At 72.9% G+C, this 25,796-nt stretch carries 26 protein-coding genes and 1 pseudogene; 18 read left to right on the top strand and 9 right to left on the bottom strand.

Translation table 11 applies throughout. The features are described 5' to 3' along the window. Positions 1–206: 206 nt before the first annotated feature. Entirely contained in the window at positions 207–1,004 is a 798-nt protein-coding gene (locus VLJ82_RS14580; protein ID WP_408664086.1) for an HAD family hydrolase, read from the bottom strand. 128 nt (positions 1,005–1,132) lie between these two features. On the opposite strand from VLJ82_RS14580, the gene ssd reads away from it, so the two are divergent. The 8 genes and pseudogenes from ssd to VLJ82_RS14540 all read left to right on the top strand — a co-directional run. Beyond that, positions 1,133–1,846 carry a septum site-determining protein Ssd gene (gene ssd / locus VLJ82_RS14575; RefSeq protein ID WP_408664085.1) on the top strand — a complete coding sequence of 238 codons (714 nt, stop codon included), beginning with the start codon at positions 1,133–1,135 and terminating at the stop codon, positions 1,844–1,846. 46 nt (positions 1,847–1,892) lie between these two features. Beyond that, positions 1,893–3,062, top strand: a complete 1,170-nt coding sequence (locus VLJ82_RS14570) for a TadA family conjugal transfer-associated ATPase (protein WP_408664084.1) — start codon at positions 1,893–1,895, stop codon at positions 3,060–3,062. Then, complete coding sequence (locus VLJ82_RS14565) at positions 3,050–3,775, top strand: type II secretion system F family protein (RefSeq protein ID WP_408664083.1); 726 nt, start codon at positions 3,050–3,052, stop codon at positions 3,773–3,775. The genes VLJ82_RS14570 and VLJ82_RS14565 overlap by 13 nt, the downstream gene beginning before the upstream one ends. After that, positions 3,772–4,518: a type II secretion system F family protein gene (locus VLJ82_RS14560; RefSeq protein ID WP_408664082.1), complete on the top strand. Its 747-nt coding sequence runs from the start codon at positions 3,772–3,774 to the stop codon at positions 4,516–4,518. Before VLJ82_RS14565 ends, VLJ82_RS14560 begins: the two co-directional genes overlap by 4 nt. A 33-nt stretch (positions 4,519–4,551) precedes the next feature. Then, entirely contained in the window at positions 4,552–5,310 is a 759-nt protein-coding gene (locus tag VLJ82_RS14555) for an SDR family oxidoreductase (RefSeq protein WP_408664081.1), read from the top strand. Positions 5,311–5,489: 179 nt separating this feature from the next. Continuing rightward, complete coding sequence (locus VLJ82_RS14550) at positions 5,490–5,696, top strand: DUF4244 domain-containing protein (protein ID WP_408664080.1); 207 nt, start codon at positions 5,490–5,492, stop codon at positions 5,694–5,696. Between the two features lie 29 nt (positions 5,697–5,725). Continuing rightward, a complete protein-coding gene (locus tag VLJ82_RS14545) occupies positions 5,726–6,049 on the top strand; it encodes a TadE family type IV pilus minor pilin (protein ID WP_408664079.1) in 324 nt (107 codons plus the stop codon). Continuing rightward, positions 6,043–6,339 (top strand): annotated as a pseudogene (locus tag VLJ82_RS14540) (Rv3654c family TadE-like protein); the annotation flags it as partial. The gene VLJ82_RS14545 and the pseudogene VLJ82_RS14540, both read left to right, overlap by 7 nt. A gap of 102 nt (positions 6,340–6,441) precedes the next feature. Here VLJ82_RS14540 and VLJ82_RS14535 read toward each other — a convergent pair. Next, positions 6,442–8,841 (bottom strand): bifunctional salicylyl-CoA 5-hydroxylase/oxidoreductase, encoded by a 2,400-nt coding sequence (locus VLJ82_RS14535; RefSeq protein ID WP_408664078.1) that lies wholly within the window; start codon positions 8,839–8,841, stop codon positions 6,442–6,444. Positions 8,842–8,938: 97 nt separating this feature from the next. Further along, positions 8,939–10,561: an AMP-binding protein gene (locus VLJ82_RS14530; RefSeq protein WP_408664077.1), complete on the bottom strand. Its 1,623-nt coding sequence runs from the start codon at positions 10,559–10,561 to the stop codon at positions 8,939–8,941. Between the two features lie 222 nt (positions 10,562–10,783). Here VLJ82_RS14530 and VLJ82_RS14525 point away from each other — a divergent pair, with 222 nt between their 5' ends. The 4 genes from VLJ82_RS14525 to VLJ82_RS14510 are packed head-to-tail and all read left to right on the top strand — an operon-like array spanning position 10,784 to position 13,077. Beyond that, positions 10,784–11,644 carry a PaaX family transcriptional regulator C-terminal domain-containing protein gene (locus VLJ82_RS14525; protein ID WP_408664076.1) on the top strand — a complete coding sequence of 287 codons (861 nt, stop codon included), beginning with the start codon at positions 10,784–10,786 and terminating at the stop codon, positions 11,642–11,644. Positions 11,645–11,699: 55 nt separating this feature from the next. After that, complete coding sequence (locus tag VLJ82_RS14520; RefSeq protein ID WP_408664075.1) at positions 11,700–12,047, top strand: ArsR/SmtB family transcription factor; 348 nt, start codon at positions 11,700–11,702, stop codon at positions 12,045–12,047. After that, positions 12,044–12,484, top strand: a complete 441-nt coding sequence (locus VLJ82_RS14515; RefSeq protein WP_408664074.1) for an SRPBCC family protein — start codon at positions 12,044–12,046, stop codon at positions 12,482–12,484. The genes VLJ82_RS14520 and VLJ82_RS14515 overlap by 4 nt, the downstream gene beginning before the upstream one ends. Beyond that, complete coding sequence (locus VLJ82_RS14510) at positions 12,481–13,077, top strand: maleylpyruvate isomerase family mycothiol-dependent enzyme (RefSeq protein ID WP_408664073.1); 597 nt, start codon at positions 12,481–12,483, stop codon at positions 13,075–13,077. Before VLJ82_RS14515 ends, VLJ82_RS14510 begins: the two co-directional genes overlap by 4 nt. 69 nt (positions 13,078–13,146) lie before the next feature. Here the strand turns inward: VLJ82_RS14510 and VLJ82_RS14505 are convergent, their stop codons facing one another. From VLJ82_RS14505 to VLJ82_RS14480, 6 genes are all read right to left on the bottom strand, one after another. After that, positions 13,147–13,542: a RidA family protein gene (locus tag VLJ82_RS14505; RefSeq protein ID WP_408664088.1), complete on the bottom strand. Its 396-nt coding sequence runs from the start codon at positions 13,540–13,542 to the stop codon at positions 13,147–13,149. Between the two features lie 19 nt (positions 13,543–13,561). Beyond that, positions 13,562–14,317 carry an SDR family NAD(P)-dependent oxidoreductase gene (locus VLJ82_RS14500; RefSeq protein ID WP_408664072.1) on the bottom strand — a complete coding sequence of 252 codons (756 nt, stop codon included), beginning with the start codon at positions 14,315–14,317 and terminating at the stop codon, positions 13,562–13,564. Positions 14,318–14,320: 3 nt separating this feature from the next. Then, entirely contained in the window at positions 14,321–15,151 is an 831-nt protein-coding gene (locus VLJ82_RS14495; RefSeq protein ID WP_408664071.1) for an enoyl-CoA hydratase family protein, read from the bottom strand. Positions 15,152–15,154: 3 nt separating this feature from the next. Then, on the bottom strand, positions 15,155–16,336 hold the full coding sequence (locus tag VLJ82_RS14490; RefSeq protein ID WP_408664070.1) for an acyl-CoA dehydrogenase family protein: 1,182 nt from the start codon (positions 16,334–16,336) through the stop codon (positions 15,155–15,157). Positions 16,337–16,450: 114 nt separating this feature from the next. Beyond that, complete coding sequence (locus VLJ82_RS14485) at positions 16,451–16,741, bottom strand: hypothetical protein (RefSeq protein WP_408664069.1); 291 nt, start codon at positions 16,739–16,741, stop codon at positions 16,451–16,453. A gap of 42 nt (positions 16,742–16,783) precedes the next feature. Beyond that, a complete protein-coding gene (locus VLJ82_RS14480; RefSeq protein WP_408664068.1) occupies positions 16,784–19,057 on the bottom strand; it encodes a DEAD/DEAH box helicase in 2,274 nt (757 codons plus the stop codon). Between the two features lie 209 nt (positions 19,058–19,266). Between VLJ82_RS14480 and VLJ82_RS14475 the strand changes: the two genes are divergently transcribed. The 6 genes from VLJ82_RS14475 to VLJ82_RS14450 all read left to right on the top strand — a co-directional run. After that, positions 19,267–19,593, top strand: a complete 327-nt coding sequence (locus tag VLJ82_RS14475) for an STAS domain-containing protein (RefSeq protein WP_408664067.1) — start codon at positions 19,267–19,269, stop codon at positions 19,591–19,593. 354 nt (positions 19,594–19,947) lie between these two features. Continuing rightward, positions 19,948–22,209 (top strand): sodium-translocating pyrophosphatase, encoded by a 2,262-nt coding sequence (locus VLJ82_RS14470; RefSeq protein WP_408664087.1) that lies wholly within the window; start codon positions 19,948–19,950, stop codon positions 22,207–22,209. A 223-nt stretch (positions 22,210–22,432) separates the two neighbouring features. Continuing rightward, positions 22,433–23,002 (top strand): hypothetical protein, encoded by a 570-nt coding sequence (locus VLJ82_RS14465; protein ID WP_408664066.1) that lies wholly within the window; start codon positions 22,433–22,435, stop codon positions 23,000–23,002. 76 nt (positions 23,003–23,078) lie between these two features. Beyond that, positions 23,079–23,585, top strand: coding sequence for a gluconokinase (locus VLJ82_RS14460; RefSeq protein ID WP_408664065.1), 507 nt, complete (start codon positions 23,079–23,081; stop codon positions 23,583–23,585). Then, complete coding sequence (locus VLJ82_RS14455; RefSeq protein WP_408664064.1) at positions 23,582–25,186, top strand: GntP family permease; 1,605 nt, start codon at positions 23,582–23,584, stop codon at positions 25,184–25,186. The genes VLJ82_RS14460 and VLJ82_RS14455 overlap by 4 nt, the downstream gene beginning before the upstream one ends. Before the next feature lie 215 nt (positions 25,187–25,401). Then, the coding region (locus VLJ82_RS14450) for a toprim domain-containing protein (RefSeq protein WP_408664063.1) at positions 25,402–25,796 on the top strand (395 nt) is incomplete at its 3' end.

Raw genomic sequence — 25,796 nt, 5'->3', positions numbered from 1 at the left:
GGTGACGGTCCGCGTCGACAGCCGTTGGCGTGGCTCTGTCGCCGCGTGGGTACCCAGTTGCCCACTGGCGGAATCCGCGACTGGTGGGGGCGGACCGCCATAGCCACTCGAGGACTCCGTAGTGCATTCGTACTCCCGAATGCCCTTACAGTGCAAGAGTTCGGTCCGAGATGGAGGATGGTGCCGCTCGCCTGGCCGGCCTGGTCTCAGGCGCGGTTCGACCTGCGGGAATGGCCGTACCACAGCAGCGCGGCGAGTCCCGCCGCACCAGCGGCCACCACCGCGCTGGTAGCGGGTTGCGGTGCCTTGAGGCTGGCCAGCCGCTCCCGCAGCGGCACCGCGTTGGTGAACGTCAGCGCCGGCCACTGGCGTTCGGCGGCCACCTTGCGCAGCGCCTTGTCGGCATTGACCACGTACGGGTGCCCGACGGCCTCCAGCATCGGGACGTCGGTGATCGAGTCGGAGTAGGCGTAGCTGTCGGCCAGGTCGTAGCCGCGCTCGGCGGCCAGCTCCCGCAACCCGTCCGCCTTGTGCCGGCCGTAGGCGTAGTACTCGATCTCGCCGGTGTAGCGGCCCTCGCGCACCACCATCCGGGTGGCGATCACGTGGTCGGCGCCCACCATCTCGCCGATCGGGCGCACCACCTCGTCGCCGGAGGAGGAGATGATCACCACGTCCCGGCCGGCCGCCTTGTGCTCGACGATCAGCTCGACGGCCTCGTTGTAGACCAGTGGGTCGATGATCTGGTGCAGCGTCTCGTTGACGATGTCACGGATCTGCTGGACGTCCCAGCCGGTGCACATGGCGGTCAGGTACTTGCGCATCCGGTCCATCTGGTCCTCGTCGGCGCCGGAGGCAGCGAAGACGAACTGGGCGAAGGCGCTGCGCAGCACCGCGCGCCGGTTGATCAGGCCGCCCTGGTAGAAGGAGCGCCCGAACGCCAGCGTGCTGGACTTGGCGATGATCGTCTTGTCCAGGTCGAAGAACGCCGCTGAGCTAGCCATGCCCGCGAGAATAGCCAGCGCAGCTGCGAGCGTGCCGCTGCCAGGCCCGGCTGTGGATGACCGAAGTGGCTGTCCACAGATCTCGGTGGAGCCGCCCACGCGCCCGGTCGGCCGGCCAGGGTGGTGGCATGACAGCGCATCCGAGAATCGGCGTGCTCGGTGGGTGCGGCGGTGCCGGCGCCAGCGTGTTCGCAGCCGTGCTCGCCGCCCGGGCCGCGGCCGAGCTGGGCACGGCGTTCCTGATCGACTGCGATCCGGTGGGTGGCGGCCTCGACGTGCTGCTGGGCTGCGAACGGGCACCCGGCTCGCGGTGGGGCCAGGTCCGGTTGCGGGGCGGCAGCCTGGACCCGGCGGTGCTGCGCGACTGCCTGCCGCGCTGGCACCAGGTGTCGGTGCTCGCCGTCGACGACCCGCCGGCCCTGGACCCGGACGCGCTGGTGCGGATCGCTACCGCCGCCGCGTCGGCCGGCCCGGTGCTGCTCGACCTGGCCCGCTGGTCCTCGCCGGTCCGGACGGCGGCGCTGGACAGCTGCGACCTGGCAGTGCTGGTGACTCCTGCCGAGGTGCGGGCGGTGACCGCCGGCGCCGCCATAGCCGGCGCGCTGGACCCGGCCCGGGCCGGACTGGTGGTCAGGGGCTCGGCGGCCAGCCTGCCGGCCGACCGGATCGCGGCCCTGCTGGGCCTGCCGGTGCTGGGGGAGCTGGGCTATGACCCGGCCAGCCGGCATCCGGGCGGGCTGGACCCACGCCGGGTCCGCCGGCGCACCGGCCAGGTTGCCGAGGCGGTGCTGCGGCAGGCCCGCACGGCCCGGGCGGCCGCCCGGCCGGGGGAGGCAGCATGAGCACGGGTCACGGCGATGAGCAGGTGCGCCGCGAGCCGGTGACGGCATGAGCGACCTGCTGGAGCGGGTGCGGCACCGGTTGGCCACCGGAGCCGCCCTACTCGACCTCGGCGAGGTGGCCGGCCAGGAGTCGGCCCTGCTGCTGGATTCGGCCGGCCGCTCGGAACTGTCCGGCCAGCTTGCCGCCGAGCTGACCGGTGCCGGTCCGCTGGAGGAGCTGCTGGCTGCTCCCGGCGTCACCGACGTACTGGTCAACGCCCCGGACCAGGTCTGGCTGGACCGGGGTGGCGGCCTGGAACGGACCCCGGTCCGGTTCGACTCCGACGCGGCGGTGCGCCGGCTGGCCACCCGGTTGGCCGCCCAGGCCGGCCGGCGGCTCGACGATGCCGCTCCGTTCGTCGACGCGGTGCTGCCGGACGGCACCCGGCTGCATGCCATCCTGCCGCCACTGGTGGCGCATCCGACGCTGTCGCTGCGGGTGTTGGCCCGGCGCAGCCTGGCGCTGCCCGAACTCGTCGCCCTCGGCGCGATGCCCGGCGAGCTGGCCGACCTGCTGGCCGCGCTGGTGCAGGCCCGGCTGACCTTGCTGATCAGCGGCGGCACCGGCAGCGGGAAGACGACCCTGCTGGCGGCATTGCTGGCCACGGTCGGCTCCACCGAGCGGATCGTCACCGTCGAGGACACCGCCGAACTCGTGGTGCGGCACCCGCACGTGGTGGCTCTGCTGGCCCGGCCGGCGAACGTCGAGGGAGCCGGTGCCGTCGAGCTGCGGGAGCTGGTGCGGCAGGCCCTGCGGATGCGGGCGGACCGTTTGGTGGTGGGAGAGTTCCGGGGTGCTGAGATCGTGGAGCTGCTGGCCGCGCTGAACACCGGCCACGCCGGAGGTGCCGCCACCGTGCACGCGAACTCGGTCGGCGACGTGGCGGCCCGGCTGGTCGCGTTGGCCGCCTTGGGTGGCATGCCGGCCGACGCCCTCGCGACCCAGGCGGCGAGCGCGCTGGACGTGCTGGTGCACGTCCGCCGCGACCGGGACGGCCGGCGCCGGGTGGAGCAGCTGGCGGTATGGCCTGCCGGGCCGGTCCTGGCCGAACCCGGCCTGGCCTGGACCAGATCAGCTGGCCTGGGACCGGCAGCCGGGCAGCTGCGCACGCTGCTGGAGGCGGCCGAGGTTGCGGTGCCCGCCATGCTGACCGGAGTCGTGCCGTGCCCGGGTTGACCCTCGCGCTGCTCGGGTTCGCCCTGCTGCTGGCACCGGCCCCGGCGCTGGCGGTGCGACGGTTGGCCTGGCTTGCCGGCCGGGGGAACCAGCCGGCGCCGGACGCACCGCCCGGCCCCGCGGCATCGACCCGCCTGCTGCCTGCCGGATGGAACCGGGTGCTGGTTGCCGGGCGGAAGGGCGAGCACTGCCGGGCCGAACTGGCCGCCATCGTCACCGTGCTGCGCGACGAGTACGCCGCCGGGGCGACCATCGCGGCAGCGTTCGCCGCCGCCGCGGCGCTGCCCGGGCGGTTCCGGACCGCGCTGGCCCACGCGGCGGCACTGGCCTGGGACGGCCGGGAGGTCGCCCCGGCACTGACCGCCGAGCCGCGGCTGGCAGCGCTGGCCGTCGCCTGCGATCTGGCCGGCCGCAACGGAGCTCCGCTGGCTCCCTCGCTGGCCGGCGTGCATGCCGAGCTGGTTGCCGACCAGCGGACCTCGCGAGCGGTACGGACGGCTCTGGCCGGCCCGCGCAGCTCGGCGTTGCTACTGGCTGGCCTGCCGGTTCTCGGCATGGCCATGGGCAGCGCGATGGGCGCCCGGCCACAGCGGGTGCTGCTGCACACCGGCGCCGGCCGGCTCGCGCTGGGAGTAGGGCTGGCGCTCGAACTGGCCGGGCTGGCGTGGACGCTGGCCCTGAGCCGACGGGCGCTGGCCGGGACGCGGTCATGACGGCCGGCGCGGTGTGGCTGGGCCTCGCGCTGCTGCTCCTGCCGGCCCGGCCGGCCAGGGCGCCGGCCCGGCACCGTAGCCGCACGGCGGTGGGCCGGGGAGCTGCCCGCCCGGCGGCCGTCCCAGGACCGGCCCTGCCGGCGGTGGCTGCCGCGGCGACGGTCGTCCTGGCGGTGCTGGCCGGCTCCTCCGGCACGGTGCTGGCGTTGCCGCTGGCCGCGGCCGCCTGGCTGGCCACCAGCCGATGGCAGGCCAGGAACGCGCGCCGGCCGGCCGATCCGCGCTCGGTGGCCTTCGTGGTGGACCTGCTGGCCGGTGCCCTGGCGGCCGGGTCGCCGCCGCAGCTGGCCATCGAGAGGGTGGCGGCAGCGGTGGTCGAGCACGGCACCGACGACCTGCGGCGGGCCGTCGAACCACTGGGCCGAGTAGGCCGGTTGCTGCAGCTGGGCAGCGAGCCGGCGCAGGCATGGCAGGTGCTGCGCCCGGTGCCTGGTTACGGCACGGTCGCCGAGTGCGGCAGCAGGTGCGCGAGCAGCGGCGCCCGGCTGGCGCAGGCGCTGGCAACGGTGGCCACCGAGCTGCGGGCCGCCGCCCAGGCCGAGGCACTGGCCAGGGCGGAACGGGTCGGCGTCTGGTCACTGCTGCCGCTGGGCCTGTGCTTCCTGCCGGCCTTCGTCTGCCTCGGCGTGCTGCCGGTAGTGCTGGGTGTGACCGGGGAGGTGTTCGCCGGCGTACCCGGCTGAGCCGTCCGGACAGGGCGGCGTTAGATAGCGGTCATGCGGATCGCGGCGGCCGGCGGCACCGGCCTGATCGGGCGGCACGTGGTGTCGCTGGTCGAGCAGGCCGGGCACGAGCCGGTGGTGCTGGCCCGCTCACGAGGTGTGAACCTCACGACCGGTGCCGGCCTGGACGCCGCGCTGGCCGGCGTCGAGGTGGTCATCGACGTCAGCAACGTGACCACCCTGTCGAGGAAGCGCTCGGTCCAGTTCTTCACCGCCGCCACCAGCCAGTTGCTGGCCGCCGGTGCCCGGGCCGGCGTGCGGCACCATGTTGCGCTGTCCATCGTGGGCGTCGACCGGGTCGGCTGGGGCTACTACGCGGGCAAGCTCCGCCAGGAGGACCTGATCAGTGCCGGCCGGGTTCCGTGGACGGTGCTGCGGGCGACCCAGTTCCACGAGTTCGCCGAGCAGCTGCTCGCCCGCAGCCCCGGGCCGCTGGTGCCGGTGCCGCGGATGCGGGTGCAGCCGGTTGCCGCCCGGGAGGTGGCCGCCCGATTGGTCGAGCTGGCACTGGGCCCGGCCGCCGGCAGGGCACCCGAGATCGCCGGGCCACAGGTGCACGAGCTGGTCGAACTGGTCCGTCAACTGGTGCGGGCACGCAACCAGCGGCGGGTGGTGCTGGGTATCCGGATTCCTGGTGGGGCCGCGGCTGCCGGCGGCGGATTGTTGCCGGCCGGCGACTACACCCGGGGCAGTGAAACCTTTTCCGAATGGCTGCGTTCTACCGGACCGTCTGGTGCGGCGTCGGCCGGCTGACGGCTTGCGGCTGCACCAGAAAAACCGCTGTCCTAGCTGATTCTCCTTACACTGCAACGACGTTCTCCACAGGCGGCGGGGTTGTCCACAGTTTCGGCTGAGCCCTCGATCCGCTGTTCCCCTGCTGCCAGGCTCGTTTCCACGCCTCACTTCGAGGACCGAGGAGAAGGAGCAAAGGCATGCAGATCATGGGAAAGATCTACCGGCGAGCACGGGCCCGGGTCCAGCAGCTCAGCGGCGAGGCCGGGATGGCGACCGCTGAGTACGCGGTGGGCACGGTGGCCGCGGTCGCGTTCGCCGCGGTGCTGTTCAAGGTGGTGCACAGCTCGGCGGTGCAGACGGCACTGTCGCACATCGTCACCTCGGCGTTGAACGTCTCGCTGTGAGCCCTTTCCGGCCAGGGTCGGACGCCGGCATGGTCACCGCGGAGACGGCGATGACCCTGCCGGTGCTGGTCCTGCTCGCCATGGTGGGAGTGGCCACGGTCGGGGTCGGACAGGCCCGGCTCCGGTGCGCGGACGCGGCCGGTGAGGCGGCCCGCGCGGTGGCCCGAGGTGATCCGGCAGCCGCCGCCCGTGCCCGGTCCGCGGCGGGCGCTCCGGTGGCGCTCAGCACGGCATCGTCGGCGTCGGACACTCGGGTCACCGTCCGGATGGCGCTGCATCCGGTGAGCTGGCTGCCCCGGGTCACGATCACCGAGACCGCGGTGGTCGCCACCGAACCCGGTGCCGCATGGTGAGCCCGCGTTCGGACCGGGGCGCGGCGACTATCTGGGTGCTCGGCTTCGGCGCAGTGGTCATTGCCATTGCCGGCATCTCCGTTACCCGGGGCGCGGCGGTGCTGGCCCGGCACCGGCTGGAGCGGGCGGCGGACCTGGCCGCGCTGGCGGCGGCGCAACAGATCGGCAGGACGGATCAGCCGTGCGTCGCCGCGTCCCGGATCGCCGCCGCCAATGCCACCACGCTGGTCTCCTGTGCCGCCCGGCTCGATCCGTCCGGTCGCAGCGGCACCGTGGCGGTGATCCTGCGCCGCACCGTTCCGGTTCCGCTCGTCGGCACCCGGACGCTGACCGCGCGGTCCCGGGCCGGCCGGCCACCCGCGGCGCCCGACCCGGCCGCCGCTGGCCGACCCTCAGCGGCCGGGACGCCAGCGGTCGTGCCGGGTGCCGGAGTCCGGCTCGCGCAGCAGCGTCAGCCGGGGCCGCGGTCCGTCGGTGCGCCCGGTCGGCGGCCGGCGCGAGCCGGCCCGGTACTGCGCCGGCCACTCCGCGCCCGGCCCGGTGTAGTCCTGCTCGGCGGCCGCGTGCAGCGTCCAGTGCGGGTCGTACAGGTGTGGCCGGCCGACCGCGACCAGGTCGGCCCGGCCGGCCAGCAGCACCGAGTTCACGTCGTCGTAGGAGGAGATCGCGCCCACCGCGATCACCGTGACGCCGTAGCGGGTGCCGATGTCGTTGCGGATCCGGTCGGCGTACGGGGTCTGGTAGCTGCGCCCGTAGGCCGGCTTCTCGTCCTTGACCACCTGGCCGGTCGAGACGTGGATGGCGTCGGCGCCGTGCTCGGCGAACGCCCGGGCGATCTGCACCGCAGCCTCGACGTCGTTGCCGCCCTCGTACCAGTCGGTGGCCGAGATCCGCACGCTGACCGGCCGCTCGGCCGGCCACGCCGCCCGGACCGCGTCGAACACCTCGAGTGGGTAACGCAGCCGATTGCCCAGCTCGCCGCCGTAGCGGTCGGTGCGCAGGTTCGACAGGGGCGACAGGAACGACGAGAGCAGGTAGCCGTGTGCGCAGTGCAGTTCGAGCAGGTCGAAGCCGGCCCGGGCAGCGGCCCGGGTGCAGGCCACGAAGTCGGAGGTGATCTCGTCCATCTCGGCCCGGCTGAGCTCGCGCGGGGCCGGGTTGGCCGGCGAGTACGGCACCGCCGACGGCCCAACGGTCTGCCAGTTGCCGTCCGGCAGCGGCTCGTCGATGCCCTCCCACATCAGCCGGGTGGAACCCTTGCGACCCGAGTGGCCCAGCTGGATGCCGATCTTGGCGGTGCTCCGGCTGTGCGTGAAGTCCACCACCCGGGCCCAGGCCTGCTCCTGCTCGGCGGTGTAGATGCCGGCGCACCCCGGGGTGATCCGGCCGGTCGGCGACACGCACACCATCTCGGTCATCACCAGCCCGGCGCCGCCCAGGGCACGCGAGCCCAGGTGCACCAGGTGGAAATCGGTCGGCATGCCGTCGGCGGCCGAGTACATGTCCATCGGCGAGACCACCACCCGGTTCTTCAGCTCCAGCCGGCCGAGCCGGTAGGGGTGGAACATCGGCGGCCGGGCGGGACTGGCGTCGGACTCCCCGGACGTGTCCGGCAGCACCCCGCGGGCGGCCTCGTAGCCGGCGTACCAGGCATCCATGCCGGCCACGAACTCCGGGTCGCGCAGCCGCAGGTTGTCGTAGGTGATCCGGCGGCTGCGGGTGACGATGTTGAACGCGAACTGCTCCGGCGGCTGCTCGACGTAGTGGCCGATGCTCTCGAACCAGTCCAGGCTGGCCCGGGCCGCCCGCTGGGTGGACAGCACCACCGGGCGGCGCTCGGCCTCGTAGGCGGCCAGCGCCGACGGCACGTCCGGGTGCTCGTGCAGGCAGGCGGCCAGCGCCAGCGCGTCCTCCATCGCCAGCTTGGTGCCCGAGCCGATCGAGAAGTGCGCGGTGTGCGCGGCGTCGCCGAGCAGCACCACATTGCCGTTGCGCCAGCTGGCGTTGGTGATGGTGGAGAAGGTCTGCCACTTGGAGTTGTTGACCAAAATCTTCCTGCCCTGCAGCAGGTCGCCGATCAGCTCCTGGATCCTGGCCACCGACTTCTCGTCGCTCACGCCCGGCGGGAACACCTCCGACGCCGACTCGGCGAAGCCGGCGCGCCGCCAGACCTCGTCGTGCATCTCGAGGATGAAGGTGCTGCCGGTGGCGTCGTAGGGATAGCCGTGCACCTGCATCACCCCGTACGGGGTGGGGAGGATGTAGAACTTGAACGCCTCGAAGACCAGGTCGGTGCCCAGCCACATGTACTTGTTGTGGCCGAGCTCCAGGGACGGCCCGAAGACGTCGGCGTACTTGGTGCGGACGGCCGAGTTGGCGCCGTCGCAGGCCAGCACCAGGTCGTAGTCGGCGCTGAGCGTGTCGACGTCCGGGGCCTCGGTGCGGAACGACACCTGTACGCCGAGTTCGGCGCAGCGTTCCTGCAGCAGCTGCAGCAGCTTCTTGCGGCTCATCGCGGCAAAGCCCTGGCCGCCGACCGTGGTGAGGGTGCCGCGGTAGTGGATGTCGATGTCGTCCCAGCGGGCGAACTGCTCGGCCATCCGGGCGTAGATCACCGGGTCGGCGTGCTCGATGCCGCCGAGCGTCTCGTCGGAGAACACCACGCCGAAGCCGAAGGTGTCTTCGGCCGCATTGCGCTCCCACACCCGGATCTCGGTGGCCGGGTCGAGTGCCTTGGCCAGCGCGGCGAAGTACAGCCCACCCGGGCCGCCGCCGAGAACCGCGATACGCATGCTGGCTTCCTTCCTGCTTCCGGGCCGCGAGTGCCGTCACCGTGCGGGAGCCGCGCCGGCCGGACCCTGTTTGCCGGCCGGCGCGGCCACCCCGGCGCTAGCGCGCGGCTTCCGGCTCGCGGAGCCGGAAGCGTTGGACCTTGCCGGTCGAGGTGCGCGGTAGCGCCGGGACGAATTCGATGGACCGGGGGTACTTGTATGGGGCGATGGTCTGCTTGGCGAAGTCCTGCAGCTCGCTGACCTTGGCGGCGTCGGCGGCCGCGCCCTCGCGCAGCACCACCACGGCGTGCACGGTGTGGCCGCGTTCCGGGTCGGGCCGGCCCACCACCGCGCACTCCACCACGTCCGGGTGCTGCTCCAGCGCCCGTTCCACCTCGGGGGCCGCGATGTTGTAGCCGGAGGAGACGATCATGTCGTCGCTGCGGGCCTGGTACCAGAAGTAGCCGTCGGCGTCGCGAACGTAGGTGTCGCCGGTGACGTTCCACCGGTGCTGGACGTAGACCGCCTGGCGCGGATCGGCCAGGTACCGGCAGCCGGTCGGGCCGATCACCGCCAGCCGGCCGGCGGTGCCGTCCGGGGCCGGATTGCCGTCGGCGTCGAGCACCGCGGCGCGGTAGCCGGGCACCGCCTTGCCGGTGGCGCCGGGCCGGATGTCGTCGTCGGCGGCCGAGATGAACACGTGCAGCATCTCGGTGCTGCCGATGCCGTCGATGAGCCGGATGCCGGTCTTGTCGAAGAGCTCCTGCCAGACCGGCTTGGGCAGGTGCTCGCCGGCCGACACCGCACGCCTGACTCCTGCCAGCCGATGCTGCTGGCCGGCGCGCAGGATCGCCCGGTACGCGGTCGGCGCGGTGAACAGCACGGTGGCGCCGTGCCGCTCGACGGCCTCGGCGAGCTCGGTCGGGGTGGCCCGTTCGATCAGCAGCGCCGAGGCACCGATCCGCAGCGGGAAGATCAGCAGGCCGCCCAGGCCGAAGGTGAAGGCCAGCGGGGGAGTGCCGGTGAAGACGTCGTCCGGCCGGCCGGCCACCAGGTGCTTGCCGAAGGTGTCGGCGATGGCCAGCACGTCGCGGTGGAAGTGCATGGTCGCCTTGGGGATTCCGGTGGTGCCGGAGGTGGGTGCCAGCAGCGCCACGTCGTCGGCGGCGGTGTCGACGTTGTCGAACGTGGTCGGCTTTCCGGCACACAGTTCGACCAGATCGTCGGGCCCACCGCCGCCGAAGGTCAGCATCGGGATGCCGGCCGCGGTGACCGCCGGCACCAGGTCCTGGGTGAACCGGGCGTCGCACACCGCCAGACCCGCCCGGGTCAGCTCGATCAGCGGCGTGATCTCACCGCTGCGCAGCATCGGCACGGTGAGCACCATCACGCCGCCGGCCTTGAGCACGGCGAACCAGCAGGCCACCAGCCAAGGGTTGTTCGGCCCGCGCAGCAGCACCCGCTGGCCGGGCACCAGGCCGGCGTCGTCGCGCAGGTAGTGCGCCAGCTGGTTGGCGCGGGCCAGCAGCTCGCCGTAGCTCCAGGTCCCGTCGGCGCTGTGCAACGCCGGCCGGTCGGCGCCGTGCCGGGCCACCACCTCGTCCAGCAGCGCCGCCGCGCAGTTCAGCCGTTGCGGGTACTGCAGCTCCTCGAGGTCGAAGCGGAAGTCCGGCCACTGATCCTGCGGCGGCAGGTGGTCCCGGCAGAACGTGTCCACGTGCGCTGACGGCGAGAGCTCCACTGCGGCAACCCCTTCCCCCGGCCCTTCGCCAGTATTCTCTAGATGTGACGACAGTCAAGAACGCGCGATACTTCGGGACAGTCCCGGCACGCGGTGGCCGTGGGGCAGCGCCGGCGTGGGCGGGTTCGGCTGTGCGGCCAACGCTCGGGAACGCGCGGCCCCCGCTCGGGAACGGGCGGCCAGCGCTCGGGAACGGGCGGCCAACGCTCGGGAACGGGCCGGATGAGTAGCACCGTGCGGCTATCGCCCCGCACGGGCGAGCCGGCCGAGCCGGTCGCCGAGGCCCAGCCGCGCCAGCTGATCGTCACCATCTTCGGCCTGTACGCCCGGGACGAGCCGAACTGGCTGCCGGTCGCCGCGGTGGTCCGGTTGATGGCTGAGCTGGGCGTGGACGGCCAGGCGGTGCGCTCGTCGATCTCCCGGCTCAAACGCCGCCACACCCTGACCAGCCTGCGCGTCGACGGCGCGGCCGGCTATGCGCTGTCCGCCTCGACCCAGGCGGCGATGCGCGAGGGCGACCGCCGGATCTTCGACCAGCGACCGGCGAGCCTGGCCGACGGCTGGGTGCAGGTGGTCTTCACGGTGCCGGAGGCCGAGCGCGGCAAGCGGCACGAGCTGCGCACCCGGCTGGCCCGGCTCGGCTTCGGCCCGGTCGCGCCGGGCGTGTGGCTCGCGCCCGGGCCGCTGGCCGACGAGGTCAGCGGCGTGCTGGCCCGCCAGCAGCTGTCCGGCTACGTCGACATCTTCCGCGGCCAGTACCTCGGCTATGCAGACCTCGCCGGCCGGGTGCGGACCTGGTGGGACCTGGAGGGCCTGGCCGCGGAGTACGCCCGGTTCGTCAGCTCCTACCGGCCGGTCAGCCGCCGGCTGGCCCGCACGCCGGTCGAGGATGGCGCGGCCTTCGCCTCCTACGTCCGGATGCTGACCGCGTGGCGGCGGCTGCGCTACCTCGACCCGGGGCTGCCGGCCGAGGTGCTGCCGGCCCGGTGGGACGGCGACGCGGCCGCGCAGTTGTTCGGCGAGCTCAGTGCGCTGCTGCGCGCGCCGGCCCACCGGCACGCGATGCGGGTGATCTCCGACTGACGACCTAGGCGTCTGCAGTTTGACGCTTGATAAAGCAGCTGCTTGAATACCTCGCGTGCCGACCACTGTCGAGGACCACCAGCTCGATGCCCTGTTCACCGCGCTCTCAGACCGCACCCGACGCGACATCGTGGCCCGGCTGAGCACCGGCGAGGCGACGGTCAAGGAGCTGGCGGAGCCGTACGCCATGAGCATGCAGGCCGTCTCGCAACACATCCGGGTACTGGAGCGCTCCGGTCTGATCAGCCGCGGCCGGCATCGGCAGACCCGGCCGTGCCGGCTGGAACCGGCGGCCCTGGAGACCGCGCTCTCCTGGATCGAGGAGAGCCGGCGCACCTGGACCGAGCGGATGGACCGGCTGGAGGCCCACCTGGCCCGGCTGCAGCAGGGACCGGGCCGATGACCGACGACGAGCTCGTCTACCGGCGGGTCTTCGCCGCCCCGCGCGAGCTGGTGTGGCGCTGCCTCACCGAGCCCGCCGAGCTCGCCGCCTTCTGGGGCCCGCGCGGCATGGTCACCCCGATCGACGGCATCGTCGTCGAACTCCGGCCCGGCGGCCGCTTCGAAACCCTGATGACCGGCGAGCACGGCAGCCACCGGATGGTCGCCACCTTCACCGAGGTCGTGGTACCCGAGCGGCTGGCCTGGTTCGAGCCGGCCAGCGGGGTGCACACCATCAGCACCCTCGACGACCTGGGCGAGGGCAGCACCGCGGTGGTCATCTGCCAGCGGCAGGTGCCCGAGGCGATGCGCCGGCCCGAGGCCCGCGCCGGCTTCCTCAGCTCCCTCGACAAGCTCGCCGAACACCTCACCCGACTTCTGCAAGGAGAGCGCTCGTGACCGACCTGCAGTCCTACGTGGCGCCGACCTGTACCCGGCTCGCCGACCTGCTCGCCGCCTCGTCCACCGACAGCTGGGACGCCCCGTCGCTGTGCGAGAAGTGGCAGGTGCGACATGTGGTCGCGCACCTGACGATGCCGGCGCGGCTGACCCCCGAGCAGTTCGGCGCCGAGATGGCGGCAGCCGGCGGCGACTTCGCCGTGCTGTCGGACACCGTGGCCGCCCGGGATGCCGCGCTGCCGCTCGGCGAGCTGCTCGACCAGCTCCGCTCGCCGGTGCTGCACGGCTGGCAACCGCCGGGCGGCGGTGCGGCCGGCGCGCTGAGCCACGCCGTCATCCACTCCCTGGACGTGACGATCGCGCTCGACCTGCCCTCGGTCGCACCGGACGAGGCGGTGCTGGCCATCCTGGACCTGATGACTGCTGCTGACGGCGGCTGGTTCGGAATCGACCTGACCGGCGTCCGGCTGGAGGCCAGCGAGACCGACTGGAGCTGGGGCGAGGGACGGCTGGTGCGCGCCGACAGCGGCGCCCTGGTGGCACTGCTGGCCGGCCGGGCACTGCCCGACGGCCGGACGCTGCCCCGCCGCTGACCTCAGCAGCGGAACAGCACCGGTCAGCGAAACAACACCGGTCAACGGAACAGCCCGGAACAACACCGCTCAGCGGGGGAGTTCGGCCACGCCCTGCAGCTCGACCAGCGCCTCGTCGTCCCACAGCCGGGCGATGCCGATGCCGGCCATCGCCGGATACTCGGTGCCGGCCAGCCGCCGCCAGACCGCGCCGATCTCGCGGGCGTGCGCCCGGTAGTCGGCGACGTCGACGATGTAGATGGTGACGCTGGCCAGGTGCTCCGGGGCGCCGCCGGCGGCGGCCAGCGCGGTGAGCAGGTTGGACAGCGCCTGCTCGAACTGCTCCACGATGCCGGTGCCGACGATCCGGCCGGTGGCGTCCAGGGCGGTCTGGCCGGCCAGGTACACCCGGGTGGTGTCGCTGGCGCGCACCGCGTGCGCGAAGCCGGACGGCCGGCCCAGCTCGGCAGGATTGATCCGCTCCAGGCTCACCGCGACACCCCGCTCATGACTGCACCGTTCCTCCGTCGACGTTGAGTCCCTGCCCGGTCACCGCGCCGTTGCCGATGCAGAACCGCACCGCGGCGGCCACTTCGTCCGGCTCGATCAGCCGGCCGATCGGCTGCTGGCGGGCCAGCGCGGCGCGGGCCTCGTCGGTGCTTCGCCCGCTGCGGGCCACGATCGCCGCGACGGTCTGCTCGGTCATCGGGGTGTCGACGTAGCCGGGGCAGACGGCGTTGACCGTCACCCCGGTCCGGGCCAGCTCCGCGGCTGCCGCCCGCACCAGCCCCAGCACGCCGTGCTTGGCGGCGGTGTAGGCCGCCACCTGCGCCTCGCCGCGCTTGGCGACCACCGACGCCACCACCACCACCCGGCCCCAGCCGCGCTCGGTCATCGACGGCAGCGCCCGCCGCAGGTACCGGAACGGCGCGGTCAGGTTCAGCTCCAGCATCCGCGACCAGTCTTCGTCGGAGGTGTCGGTCAGCCGTGCGGCCAGTCCGGCGCCGGCGCTGCACACCAGCACCTCCACCGGCCCCCAGTGCTGCTCGATCGCGCGGAAGGTCTCCTCGACGGCCCCGGCGTCGGTCACGTCGGCGACCACCGTGAGGCTCGGGCCCGGCAGCTCGGCGCGGACCGTCTGCAGGGCGGCGGCGTCCCGGCCCAGCAGCGCCACCCGGTGGCCGTCGGCCGACAGCGCCGCCGCGACCGCCGCGCCGATCCCGCGACTGGCCCCGGTGACCAGGCAGACCCGGCCCGCCATCGGCTACTGCCCGGTCCAGCGCGGCGGCCGGCGCTGGTTGAACGCCGCGTGGAACTCGGCATGGTCGTCGGTGGTCATCAGCAGCGCCTGGGTCATCGCGTCGAGCTCCATCGCGCCGGCCAGCGACATGTCCAGCTCGCGGGTGATCAGCGCCTTGGTCTGGGCGTAGGCCAGCGCCGGGCCCTCGGCCAGCCGACCGGCCAGGGCCGCGACCGCCGCGTCCAGTTCGCCGTCGTCGACCAGCTGACTGACCAGGCCGTAGCTGTCGGCGGTGGCCGCGTCGATGGTGTCGCCCAGCATCAGCAGCTGGGTGGCCCGGCCGGCGCCCACCATCCGGGGCAGCAGGTAGGCCGCGCCCATGTCGCCGCCGGACAGGCCCACCTTGGTGAACAGGAAGGCGAACCGGGCCGAGCGGGTCACCACCCGGAAGTCCGAGGCGAGCGCGATCACCGACCCCGCCCCGGCCGCGATCCCCTGGATTCCCGAGATGATCGGCACCGGCACCTCGCGCATCGCCCGGATCAGGTCGCCGGTCATCCTGGTGAAGCCGATCAGCTCGCGCGGGCGCATCCGGATCAACTCGCCGATGATCTCGTTGACGTCGCCGCCGGCGCAGAACGCCTTGCCGGCGCCCCGGATCACCAGCACCCGGACGTCGTCGCGGTAGGGCAGCTGCAGCACCAGGTCGCGCAGGTCGGCATAGCTTTCGAAGGTCAGCGGATTGAGCTTCTCCGGCCGGTTGAGGGTGACGGTGGCCACCCCGTCGGCCACCGCGAAGTCGAAGTGCTGCCAGTCGTCGGTGAGCGGCACCGAGGCCCGGAACCGGTTCGCCATCCTTCAGCCCTCCTGCCGGGTGTCGGCCCGTGCGTTCTCGTGCCGGGCGATCTCTGCCTGCACCAGGGAGCGCCCGATGATGGTGCGCTGCACCTCGGAGGCGCCCTCGTAGATCCGCGGCGCCCGGACGTCGCGGTACAGCCGCTCCAGCAGGTGGCCGCGCTGCAGCGCCCGGGCGCCGTGCAGCTGGATCGCGGTGTCGACGACGTACTGGGCGCTCTCGGTGGCGAACAGCTTCGCCATCGCGGCCTGCCTGGTCAGCTGGTCCGGCGGCTCGCCGGCGTCGTGCGCGGCGGCCGCGGCGTAGACCAGCAGCCGGCTGGCCGCCACCCGGGTGGCCATCTCGGCGAGCAGGTGGCTGACCGCCTGCTGGTCGGACAGCGGCCCGCCGAAGGCCTGCCGCCGGGTGGTGTGGGACAGCGCCGCGTCCAGGGCCGCCTGGGCCATCCCGACGGCGAAGGCACCGACGCTGGGCCGCAGCACGTCCAGGGTGCGCATCGCGACCTTGAAGCCGCCGTCCACCTCGCCCAGCACGTCCGCGGCCGAGACCCGGACGCCGTCGAAGGTCAGCCGGCCCAGCGCGTGCGGCGCCAGCATGTCCAGGTGCTCGCCGGACAGGCCCGCGGCGTCGCCGGGCACCACGAACGCGGTGATGCCGCGGGCCCGGGCGTGCGGGGTGGTGCGGGCGAACACGGTGTAGACGTCGGCCTCCGGCGCGTTGGAGATCCAGGTCTTCTCCCCGGTCAACCGCCAGCCGTCGCCGTCCGGCTCGGCCCGCAGCGCCAACGCGGCGGCGTCGGAACCGGCTTCGGCCTCCGACAGCGCGAAGGACGCCACCACGGTGCCGGCCGCCACCCCGTCGGAGTAGCGCGCGGCGATCTCGTCGGTGCCGAACAGCACGAACGGGTAGCTGCCCAGCGCCTGCAGCGCCAGCGCGGTCTCGGCGTCGGTGCAGACCTCGGCCAGCGTCTCGCGCAGCAGGCACAGCTCCATCGCGGCTGCCGACCGGCCGGTGCCGCCGAACAGCCGGGCCAGCAGCCCGTGGCGGCCCATCGCCGCCAGCAGCGGGCGGTTCACCGTCCCCTCGACGCCGCGCTCGGCGAGCGGCACCAGCTCGGCGACGGCGACCTCGCGCACCTGCCGGACGTAGGCGCGCTGCTCGCCGGTCAGTGCGAAGGCGGACATCACTCTCCTGGGGGCTTGGTCGACTCAGCCGGTGGACCTGGCCGGTTCGCGCCGGGACCGGACGAGCCTAGCGAAGGCGGGACGACCGTCGACGGCGCGCGATACGCCCTGCGGTCACTCGACCTCGAAGCCCGCGGCGCGCAGCGCCGCCACCGCCTCGGATTCCTGCTCGGCCGGTACCCACAGGGTGATCACCGGGTAGGAGCTGCCGTCGGTCACCCGCACCTGGCTCAGTGCCAGGTGCGCCACGGTGGTGGGATCGGGCAGCGAGGTCTGGCCGTCGGACAGCGTGTACTGGATCTTCTTCAGCGCCTCCTCCTCCGGCGAACCGGGGCGGGCGGCGGTGGCGAACCGCATGCCCGGCACCCCGGCGATGGTGTGGGCACTGCGCGTCACGGTGCTCACGTCCCAGCCTCCTTCCGGTGGCCGGCTGCACTGCCGGTGCGTTCACGGTAGCGGCCCGGCACGCGAGAGCACCGCATCCAGCACCAGCAACGCACCCGCCTTGTCCAGCGGGTTGTTGCCGTTGCCGCACTTGGGCGACTGGATGCAGGACGGGCAGCCGGCCGGGCACTCGCAGCCGGCGATGGCGGCCCGGGTGGCGGCCAGCCAGTCGGCCAGCACCGCATGCCCGCGGGCCGCGAAGCCGGCGCCGCCGGGGTGCCCGTCGTAGACGAACACCGTCGGCCGGCCGGTGTCGGCGTGCTGGGCGGTCGACACCCCGCCGATGTCCCACCGGTCGCAGGTGGCGAACAGCGGCAGCAACCCGATGGCGGCATGCTCGGCGGCGTGCAGCGAGCCCGGCAGCTCCCGCTGGTCCAGCCCGGCCTCGACGACGGTGGCCGCGTCCAGGGTGTACCAGACCGCCTTGGTGACCAGCCGCTGCCACGGCATGTCCAGCGGGGTCTCGTCCATCAGCTCGCCGGAGAACCGGCGGCGCTGAAAACTGACCACCTGGTGGGACACCTCGACGGTGCCGAAGGAAACGCTCACCCCGTCCAGCTCGGCGGTGTGCTCGGCGGCCAGGATCGCGATGTCGGTGATCTCCTGCGCGGTGGTGGTCCACGGCGGCTCCTCCGCCCGCACCAGCGCCACGCCGTGCTCGAGGTCCAGCTCCTCCACCACGTAGGAGCTGCCCTGGTGCAGGTAGACCGCCGCCGGGTGCACGGTGGCCGGCGCGGTGCCCCCGTCCACGGTGCCCAGCAGCGAGCCGGACGCCGACTCCACCACCGAGACCGGCTGGCCCACGCCGCGCAGGTCGGCCGTCGGGCGGCTGCGGTCGGTCCAGAACCAGCCGGCCGGCCGGCGGCGCAGCAGGCCCTGCTCGACCAGCGCGGCCAGCACCGGCTCGGCCACCGGGCCGCCGAACAGCTGCACGTCGCGGTCGGTCAGGGCGAGCTCGGCGGCCGCGCAGCACAGTTGCGGGCCGAGCACGTGCGGATTGCCGGGATCGGTGACGCTGGCCTCGACCGGCCGGGCGAAGATCGCCACCGGATTGTTGACCAGGTAGGTGTCCAGCGGGTCGTCGCGGGCGACGAAGACCACCAGTGCGTCCTGGCCGCGCCGGCCGGCCCGGCCGGCCTGCTGCCACAGCGAGGCCAGCGTGCCGGGGTAGCCGGCCAGCACCACCGCGTCCAGGCCGGTGATGTCCACGCCCAGCTCCAGGGCGTTGGTGGTGGCCACCCCGAGCAGCTCGCCGTCGGCCAGCGCACGTTCCAGCGCCCGGCGCTCGGCCGCCAGGTAGCCGGCCCGGTAGGCCGCCACCCGGTCGGCCAGTTCCGTCGCGCCCGCCTCGGTGAGGTGCCGCTTGGCGCCCAGCGCGGTCAGCTCCGCACCCCGCCGGGACCGGACGAAGGCCAGCGTCCGGGCGCCGGCGACGACCAGATCGGCCAGCAGCCGGGCCGCCTCGGCCCCGGCGGCGCGCCGGACCGGCACTGAATCCTCCGCGGACCCACTGGCCAGCGCCAGCGGCGGCTCCCACAGCGCGAAGGTCCGCGAGCCGCGCGGGGACGCGTCGTCGGTGACGCTGCGCACCGGCAGCCCGATCAGCCGGCCGGCCGACTCGCCGGGAGTGGCCGAGGTGGCCGAGGCCAGCACGAACACCGGCGCGGCCCCGTACAGGGCGCACAGTCGGCGCAACCGGCGCAGCACCAGGGATACGTTGCTGCCGAACAGCCCGCGGTAGCGGTGGCACTCGTCGATGACCACGTACCGCAGCCGGCGCAGGAACGCCGACCAGCGCTGGTGCTGGGGCAGCAGCGTCCGGTGCAGCAGGTCGGGGTTGGACAGCACCACGTTGGCGTGCTGGCGGATCCAGTCCCGCTCGGCGAACGGGGTGTCGCCGTCCAGGGTGGCGGCCCGCACCCCGGCCAGCCCTAGGCCGGTCAGGGCCCGGTACTGGTCGGCGGCCAGCGCCTTGGTGGGTGAGAGGTACAGCACCCGGGCTCGGGGCTCGGCCAGCACCGCCGACAGCATCGGCAGCTGGTAGGCCAGCGACTTGCCGGACGCGGTACCGGTCGCGATCACCACCGACTCGCCCGCCCAGGCATGCTCGGCCGCCGCCACCTGGTGCGGCCAGGGGGCTTCGATGCCGGCTGCGGCGAGGGCCGCCAGCAGCTCCGGCGCCACCCAGTCCGGCCACTCGGCGGTCACCAGGGGACGCGGTGGCAACCGCTCGACATGGCGCAGCGGCGTCTCGCCGGGCGGGCAGCCGGCGAGCACGTCGGCCAGCAGCGGGTGGTCGGTGTCGATGGCTGCTCCTCGGCATGCTGGTGGTCCCCGGACGGCCGGCCACCCTCGTAAGCGTTGCCAGAGCCGGAAGGGTGGTTGGTCCGTATGCTCAGCCAAGCACGGGCCACTGACACTTGCAGACACTGGTGCGACACTGGGGCAAGCAGTACGGGGGGAGGGGTGCCGGGATGAACCTGAGCATGACCGCGTCCCGCACCGGCGGCCAGACCGTGCTGGAGGTCGGGGGCGAGGTGGACCTGCACTCGGCGTCCCGGCTGACCGACCGGCTGACCGCGATCCTGGACGCCGGCGAGCGTTCGGTGGTGGTGGACCTGAGCCCGCTGTCGTTCCTGGACTCGACCGGACTGGGCGCGCTGGTCGCCGCGCGCAACCGGGCCCAGCAGACCGGTGCCACGCTGCGGCTCGTCTGCACCTCGGAGCGACTGCTCAAGTTGTTCCGGATCACCGGCCTGGACGCGGTCTTCGAGATTCATCCCACCCTCGCGCAGGCGCTCGCGGCGGGGTGAGGCACCTTGATCGTGCGAGTGTGCAAGGCTGAACCCCGTCGCATGTCCGGTTCGACAAGCTGCCGGCTGCTGAACCCGGAGACCGAACACCCCGGCCGGGACCGGAGCCTGTGCGCGGGCAGCCCGGCCGTCCCCTAGACTGCGCCGCAGCCGCACCGATGGTGAATTGCCGCTAAGCAGCTCCGGCCCCGACCCCGGGCGAGCCGCTGTGCCGATGCTGTCGGGCGATTCGTACCGTGGTCTCGAAGGCTTCTATAAGGAGTACGCGTGATGGCTTTGTCCCACCCGGCGCTTGCCGCCCAGACGCGAGATCTCGCCGATTCGGCGTTCTCCGGGGGCGATCGCGGACTGGTGATGGTGATCGGCCTGGTGGCCGTCGTCGCATTGGTCTTCTCATTCGTCCTGTTTCGCGAGGTGTTGAGCGCCGACCAGGGCACGCCGCGGATGATCACCATCGCCGAGGCGGTCCAGGAAGGCGCCCAGGCCTACCTCAAGCGCCAGTTCCGGACGCTGTCGGTGGTCGTGGTGGTGGTCTTCCTGCTGCTGTTCGTGCTGCCGGCCGACGACACCGGCCAGCGGATCGGCCGCTCGGTCTTCTTCCTGGTCGGGGCGGCCTTCTCCGGGCTCATCGGCTACTTCGGCATGTGGCTGGCCACCCGGGCCAACGTACGGGTAGCGGCGGCGGCCAACAGCGCCGGGCGCGAGCGGGCCACCCGGATCGCGTTCCGCACCGGCGGCGCGGTCGGCATGGCCACCGTGGGCCTGGGCCTGCTGGGCGCCTCGATCGTGGTGCTGGCCTACACCGAGCACGCGCCGAAGGTGCTGGAAGGCTTCGGCTTCGGTGCCGCGACGCTGGCGATGTTCATGCGTGTCGGTGGCGGCATCTTCACCAAGGCGGCCGACGTGGGCGCCGACCTGGTCGGCAAGGTCGAGGCCGGCATCCCCGAGGACGACCCGCGCAACGCCGCGACCATCGCAGACAACGTCGGCGACAACGTCGGCGACTGCGCCGGCATGGCGGCCGACCTGTTCGAGTCCTACGCGGTGACCCTGGTGGCCTCGCTGATCCTCGGCTCGGTGGCCTTCGGCACCAAGGGCCTGCTGTTCCCGCTGATCGTGCCGGCCATCGGCGTGATCACCGCCATCATCGGGGTGTTCATCACCCGGTCCCGGGCGAACGAGGGCGGCCTGACCACCATCAACCGCAGCTTCTACATCTCGGCCGGCATCTCGGCGGTGCTGTGCGCGATCGCCGCGTTCAGCTACCTGCCGGACTCCTTCTCCGACCTCGAGGGGGTCGGCGCCGACATCAGCTCGAACGACGGCAACCCGGCGCTGATCGCGATCGTCGCGGTGCTCATCGGCATCGTGCTGGCCGCGATCATCCTGTGGCTCACCGGCATCTTCACCGGCACCGACCACAAGCCGGTGCAGGACGTCGGCGCCTCCTCGCTGACCGGTCCCGCCACCGTGATCCTGGCCGGCATCTCGGTCGGCTTCGAGTCGGCCGTCTACACCGCACTGGTGATCGCGGCGGCGGTGTTCGGCGCCTTCCTGCTCGGCGGTGCCTCGGTCTCGGTGGCGCTGTTCGCGGTGGCGCTGGCCGGCTGCGGCCTGCTCACCACGGTCGGCGTGATCGTGGCGATGGACACCTTCGGCCCGGTCTCGGACAACGCCCAGGGAATCGCGGAGATGTCCGGCGACGTCAGCCCGGCCGGCGCGCAGATCCTCACCGAGCTGGACGCGGTGGGCAACACCACCAAGGCCATCACCAAGGGCATCGCGATCGCCACCGCGGTGCTGGCGGCCACCGCGCTGTTCGGTTCCTACCAGGACGCGATCCGCCAGGCCATCGAGAAGTACCAGACCAACGAGAAGGTCTCGACCTTCGTGCAGAACTCCTTCACCAACACCATCGTCAGCCCGAACACCCTGGTCGGCGTGATCATTGGGGCAGCCGTGGTGTTCATGTTCTCGGGGCTGGCGGTCAACGCGGTGTCCCGGGCGGCCGGTGCGGTGGTGTACGAGGTCCGCGCGCAGTTCCGCAACCACCCCGGGATCATGGACGGCACCGAGCGTCCCGAGTACGGCCGGGTGGTCGACATCTGCACCCGAGACTCGCTGCGCGAGCTGATCACCCCGGGCCTGCTCGCGGTGATGGCCCCGATCGCGGTCGGCTTCGGGCTGGGCGTCGGCCCGCTGGCCGGCTACCTGGGCGGCGCCATCGCCACCGGCACCCTGATGGCGGTGTTCCTGGCCAACTCCGGTGGCGCCTGGGACAACGCGAAGAAGATGGTCGAGGACGGCGCCCACGGCGGCAAGGGCTCGCCCGCGCACGAGGCGACGATCATCGGCGACACCGTCGGTGACCCGTTCAAGGACACCGCCGGGCCGTCGATCAACCCGCTGATCAAGGTGATGAACCTGGTGTCGGTGCTGATCGCGCCGGCCGTGGTGCAGTTGTCGATCGGGGACAACGCCAACACCGGCATCCGGATCCTGATCGCCCTGGTCGCGGTGGCGATCATCGTGGCGGCGGTCCTGATCGCCAAGCGGCGGGCCTCCACCCTCAACGACGACCCGTCCCAGATGCCGGCGGCAGCCAGCACCGTCTGATTCGGCCTACCCACCGCCCTGCTGTTCCGGGCCCGCCACCGTTCGCGGTGGCGGGCCCGGTCGCATTCGGGCAGGACCCCGCCCGACGGTAGGACCTCACCCGACTGTCATAAGAATCGCTCGCCCTGACGACCGATCCTTATGACGGACTGCCATTGGTCATCCGGGCCGGCCTTGCCCGAGCGGCGCCGTTCCGGCCCGGTGGTGGTGGACAATCTCGGGCGTGCAGTTCTCGCTGTTCGGTGCCGAAGCCGCAGATCCCCTGGTCGAGGATCTGGACGGGGTGCTGCTCGCCGGCGGCGACTGGGTGCGTACCGACGGCGGCGCGGCGGCCCGGCTGTCGGTGCTGGTGGCCGAGAGCTGGCGGGCCGAGGCGCTGCAGGCCGAGTTCGCCGACCGGGGGCTGGCCTCCGACACCGCCGCCGCGCCCGGCGAGCTGATCGCGGTACGCACCGAGATCACCCCCCGGTTGGGTCAGCAGGCCCAGCGCTGGACCAGGGGCGCCAACCTGCGGCCGCCGGCCGACCTGGCGCTGAGCGCGTCCGGGCTGCGGTTGTGGGCGGTCGCGGCCGGCCGGGCCGAGGAGGGCGGCTACCTGCTGCGGATGCTCGACCCGGACTACCTGCTGCACCGGGCGGCCGGGGCGCAGCTGGCCCGGCTGGGGGTCACCGCGGTGGAGGTGGGTGGCCGGACCGGCACCGGCTGGCGGGTCACCTCGGCCAAGCGGCTGCGCCGGCTGGCCGAGCTGATCGGCGCGCCGCCGCCGGGTTGCGGGCGGGACTGGCCGGCCTAGCCGCGCAACCCCCTCGGCGCACCGGCCGGTGACCAGCCCTGGCTGCCGGGGTACCCCGCAGGGCTAGATTCACATCATGGACATCGGTATCCACCCCACCGTGGTGGTGATGGGTGTCTCGGGCAGCGGCAAGACCACGGTCGGGGGAATCCTGGCCAACCAGCTGGGGGTGCCGTTCGCCGACGCCGACGACTTCCACACACCGGAGCTCAAGGCCAAGATGGCCGCCGGCCGCCCGCTGACCGACTCCGACCGCTGGCCGTGGCTGGCCCGGCTCGCCGACTGGCTGCGCGGCGAACCGGAGGGCGCGGTGCTGGCCTGCTCGGCGCTGCGGCACAGCTACCGCGACGTGCTCCGGACCGCCTCGGACAAGCTGTGCTTCCTGCACCTGGCGGGCTCGGCGGAGGTGGTCACGGTCCGGGTCGGGCACCGGCTCAACCACTACATGCCGGCCTCGCTGGTGGATTCGCAGTACGCCACCTTAGAACCGCTGGGCCCGGACGAGTTCGGGATGGCGATCGACTTCACCCTGCCGCCCGAGCAGATCGTCGAACAATTCCTCAAGGAGGTCGAACCACGATGACTGCGGCACACCTGGCCTCGGCACACCTGATCGCGGCGGGCAGCTCGGGCGGCCACGACACCCGGCTGATCCTGGCCGCCCTGATCGGCATCGCGGTGATCATCGCGCTGATCACCTTCGCCAAGCTCAACCCGTTCCTCAGCCTGACCATCGGCGCGTTGCTGGTCGGGGCGATCGCGGGCCTGGGCATGGACAAGACGGTGGCGAGCTTCGGCACCGGGGTCGGGGCGACGGTGGCCAGCGTCGGGACGCTGATCGCGCTCGGCGCGATCTTCGGCAAGCTGCTGGCCGATTCCGGCGGGGCCGACCAGCTGGTGGACACCATCGTGGGGCGGTCCAGCGAGCGGGCGCTGCCCTGGGCTATGGCGCTGGTCGGCATGATCATCGGGCTGCCGATGTTCTTTGAGATCGGCCTGGTGCTGCTGATGCCGGTGATCCTGCTGGTCGCCCGGCGGTCCGGGCTGCCGCTGATGCGAGTGGCCATCCCGGCGCTGGCGGGGCTGTCGGCGATGCACGGCTTCGTGCCGCCGCACCCAGGCCCGCTGGCCGCGGTCGGGGCGTTGAACGCCGACCTGGGGCTGACCCTGGGCCTGGGCGTGCTGGTGGCGGTGCCGACGGTGATCGTCGGCGGCCCGCTGTTCTCCCGGTTCGTCGCGCGCTGGGTGGACGTGCCGGTGCCCGAGCTGTTCCTGGGCGCGGCAGTCGAGGACCGGGCCAGGCTGGCTCCGGCGGCGACCGGTACCGCAACGGCCTCCGGCCCGGGGACCGGCTCGGGCACACCAACCGGCACCGCAACGGCCTCCGGCCCCGCGACCGGCCCGGCGACCCGCTCGGATGGCGCGGTCGGCACCGGAACCGGGTCCGGCTCGGTGGCGGTGACCGCCGACGAGCTGACCGGCGAACCGGGCACCGGATCCCGTCCGGCGTACCGGCGGCCGAGCTTCGGCGTCACCCTGACCACGGTGCTGCTGCCGGTGGTGCTGATGCTGGCCAAGGCGATCGCGGACGTGGTGGACGAGAACGGCAACGGCGCCGGCAAGCGGGCCCTGGACTTCATCGGCACCCCGCTGATCGCGCTGCTGCTGGCGGTGCTGCTGGCCCTCTACACCTTCGGGGTCGGCATCGGCTTCGACAAGGAGCGGCTGTCGGCCATCGTGGACCAGGCATTGCCGCCGATCGCCGGCATCCTGCTCATCGTGGCGGCCGGCGGCGGCCTGAAGCAGGTGCTGGTAGACAGCGGCATCTCCAAGATCATCGCCTCCTGGGTGGAGGGCAGCACCGTCTCCCCGCTGCTGCTGGCCTGGTTCGTGGCGGTGCTGATCCGGCTGGCGACCGGTTCGGCGACCGTGGCCACCATCACCACCGCGGGCATCCTGCAGCCGGTCGCCGAGACGCTGAGCAACACCCACCTGTCGTTGCTGGTGCTGGCCATCGGCGCCGGCTCGCTGTTCTTCTCCCACGTCAACGACGCCGGGTTCTGGCTCACCAAGCAGTACTTCGGGCTCTCGATCAGCCAGAACATCAAGTCCTGGTCGATCATGGAAACCATCCTGTCGGTGACCGGCGTCCTGATGGTGCTGGCGCTCAGCGTGGTCATCTGAGCGGCTTCGCGGCCGATCAGAACCCTTGGACGGCCGGGCCGGGTCCGTTCGCTGCCCGGCCGTCCCCGTAGCTGCCGTCCGAGCGGGGCCGAAGCGGTGCGTTGCGAGCAGCGCCGTGCCCGGTCAGGGCACGGGTGGGGTACCGTCCGCCGCAACACCGTGCAACATGGGAGTACGACCGATCACTCGAAGTGATCACACGACGGGAGCAGGTAGTGGCACAGGCACGCGGGAAGAGGACGGGCACCGGCACCAAGCTGGTGATCGTGGAATCCCCGGCGAAGGCGAAGACGATCGGCGGTTACCTCGGTGCGGGGTACACCGTCGAGGCGTCCATCGGCCATATCCGCGACCTGCCCCGCAACGCCGCCGACGTGCCGGCCGCCTACAAGGGCCAGCCGTGGGCGCGGCTGGGGGTGGACACCGAGCACGACTTCGAGCCGCTGTACGTGGTGAGCCCGGACCGCAGGCAGCAGGTCAGCAAGCTCAGGGCGCTGGTCAAGGACGCCGACGAGGTGTACCTGGCCACCGATGAGGACCGCGAGGGCGAGGCGATCGCCTGGCACCTGGTGCAGACGCTCAAGCCGTCGGTGCCGGTGCGCCGGATGGT

Origin of the sequence: Jatrophihabitans sp. (assembly GCF_035474675.1) — a bacterium.
In the GTDB taxonomy this organism is placed as follows: domain Bacteria; phylum Actinomycetota; class Actinomycetes; order Mycobacteriales; family Jatrophihabitantaceae; genus Jatrophihabitans_A.
Note: the sequence above shows the minus strand (reverse complement) of the source record. Positions and strands in the feature narration are given on the sequence as shown.

Bases quoted from the DNA above. Each gene is read 5' to 3' on its own strand.
- VLJ82_RS14580 (WP_408664086.1), bottom strand. From the start codon at position 1,004: ATGGCTAGCTCAGCGGCGTTCTTCGACCTGGACAAGACGATCATCGCC.
- ssd (WP_408664085.1), top strand. From the start codon at position 1,133: ATGACAGCGCATCCGAGAATCGGCGTGCTCGGTGGGTGCGGCGGTGCC.
- VLJ82_RS14570 (WP_408664084.1), top strand. From the start codon at position 1,893: ATGAGCGACCTGCTGGAGCGGGTGCGGCACCGGTTGGCCACCGGAGCC.
- VLJ82_RS14560 (WP_408664082.1), top strand. From the start codon at position 3,772: ATGACGGCCGGCGCGGTGTGGCTGGGCCTCGCGCTGCTGCTCCTGCCG.
- VLJ82_RS14555 (WP_408664081.1), top strand. From the start codon at position 4,552: ATGCGGATCGCGGCGGCCGGCGGCACCGGCCTGATCGGGCGGCACGTG.
- VLJ82_RS14550 (WP_408664080.1), top strand. From the start codon at position 5,490: ATGCAGATCATGGGAAAGATCTACCGGCGAGCACGGGCCCGGGTCCAG.
- VLJ82_RS14545 (WP_408664079.1), top strand. From the start codon at position 5,726: ATGGTCACCGCGGAGACGGCGATGACCCTGCCGGTGCTGGTCCTGCTC.
- VLJ82_RS14535 (WP_408664078.1), bottom strand. From the start codon at position 8,841: ATGCGTATCGCGGTTCTCGGCGGCGGCCCGGGTGGGCTGTACTTCGCC.
- VLJ82_RS14525 (WP_408664076.1), top strand. From the start codon at position 10,784: ATGAGTAGCACCGTGCGGCTATCGCCCCGCACGGGCGAGCCGGCCGAG.
- VLJ82_RS14515 (WP_408664074.1), top strand. From the start codon at position 12,044: ATGACCGACGACGAGCTCGTCTACCGGCGGGTCTTCGCCGCCCCGCGC.
- VLJ82_RS14500 (WP_408664072.1), bottom strand. From the start codon at position 14,317: ATGGCGGGCCGGGTCTGCCTGGTCACCGGGGCCAGTCGCGGGATCGGC.
- VLJ82_RS14495 (WP_408664071.1), bottom strand. From the start codon at position 15,151: ATGGCGAACCGGTTCCGGGCCTCGGTGCCGCTCACCGACGACTGGCAG.
- VLJ82_RS14490 (WP_408664070.1), bottom strand. From the start codon at position 16,336: ATGTCCGCCTTCGCACTGACCGGCGAGCAGCGCGCCTACGTCCGGCAG.
- VLJ82_RS14475 (WP_408664067.1), top strand. From the start codon at position 19,267: ATGACCGCGTCCCGCACCGGCGGCCAGACCGTGCTGGAGGTCGGGGGC.
- VLJ82_RS14470 (WP_408664087.1), top strand. From the start codon at position 19,948: ATGGTGATCGGCCTGGTGGCCGTCGTCGCATTGGTCTTCTCATTCGTC.
- VLJ82_RS14460 (WP_408664065.1), top strand. From the start codon at position 23,079: ATGGACATCGGTATCCACCCCACCGTGGTGGTGATGGGTGTCTCGGGC.
- VLJ82_RS14455 (WP_408664064.1), top strand. From the start codon at position 23,582: ATGACTGCGGCACACCTGGCCTCGGCACACCTGATCGCGGCGGGCAGC.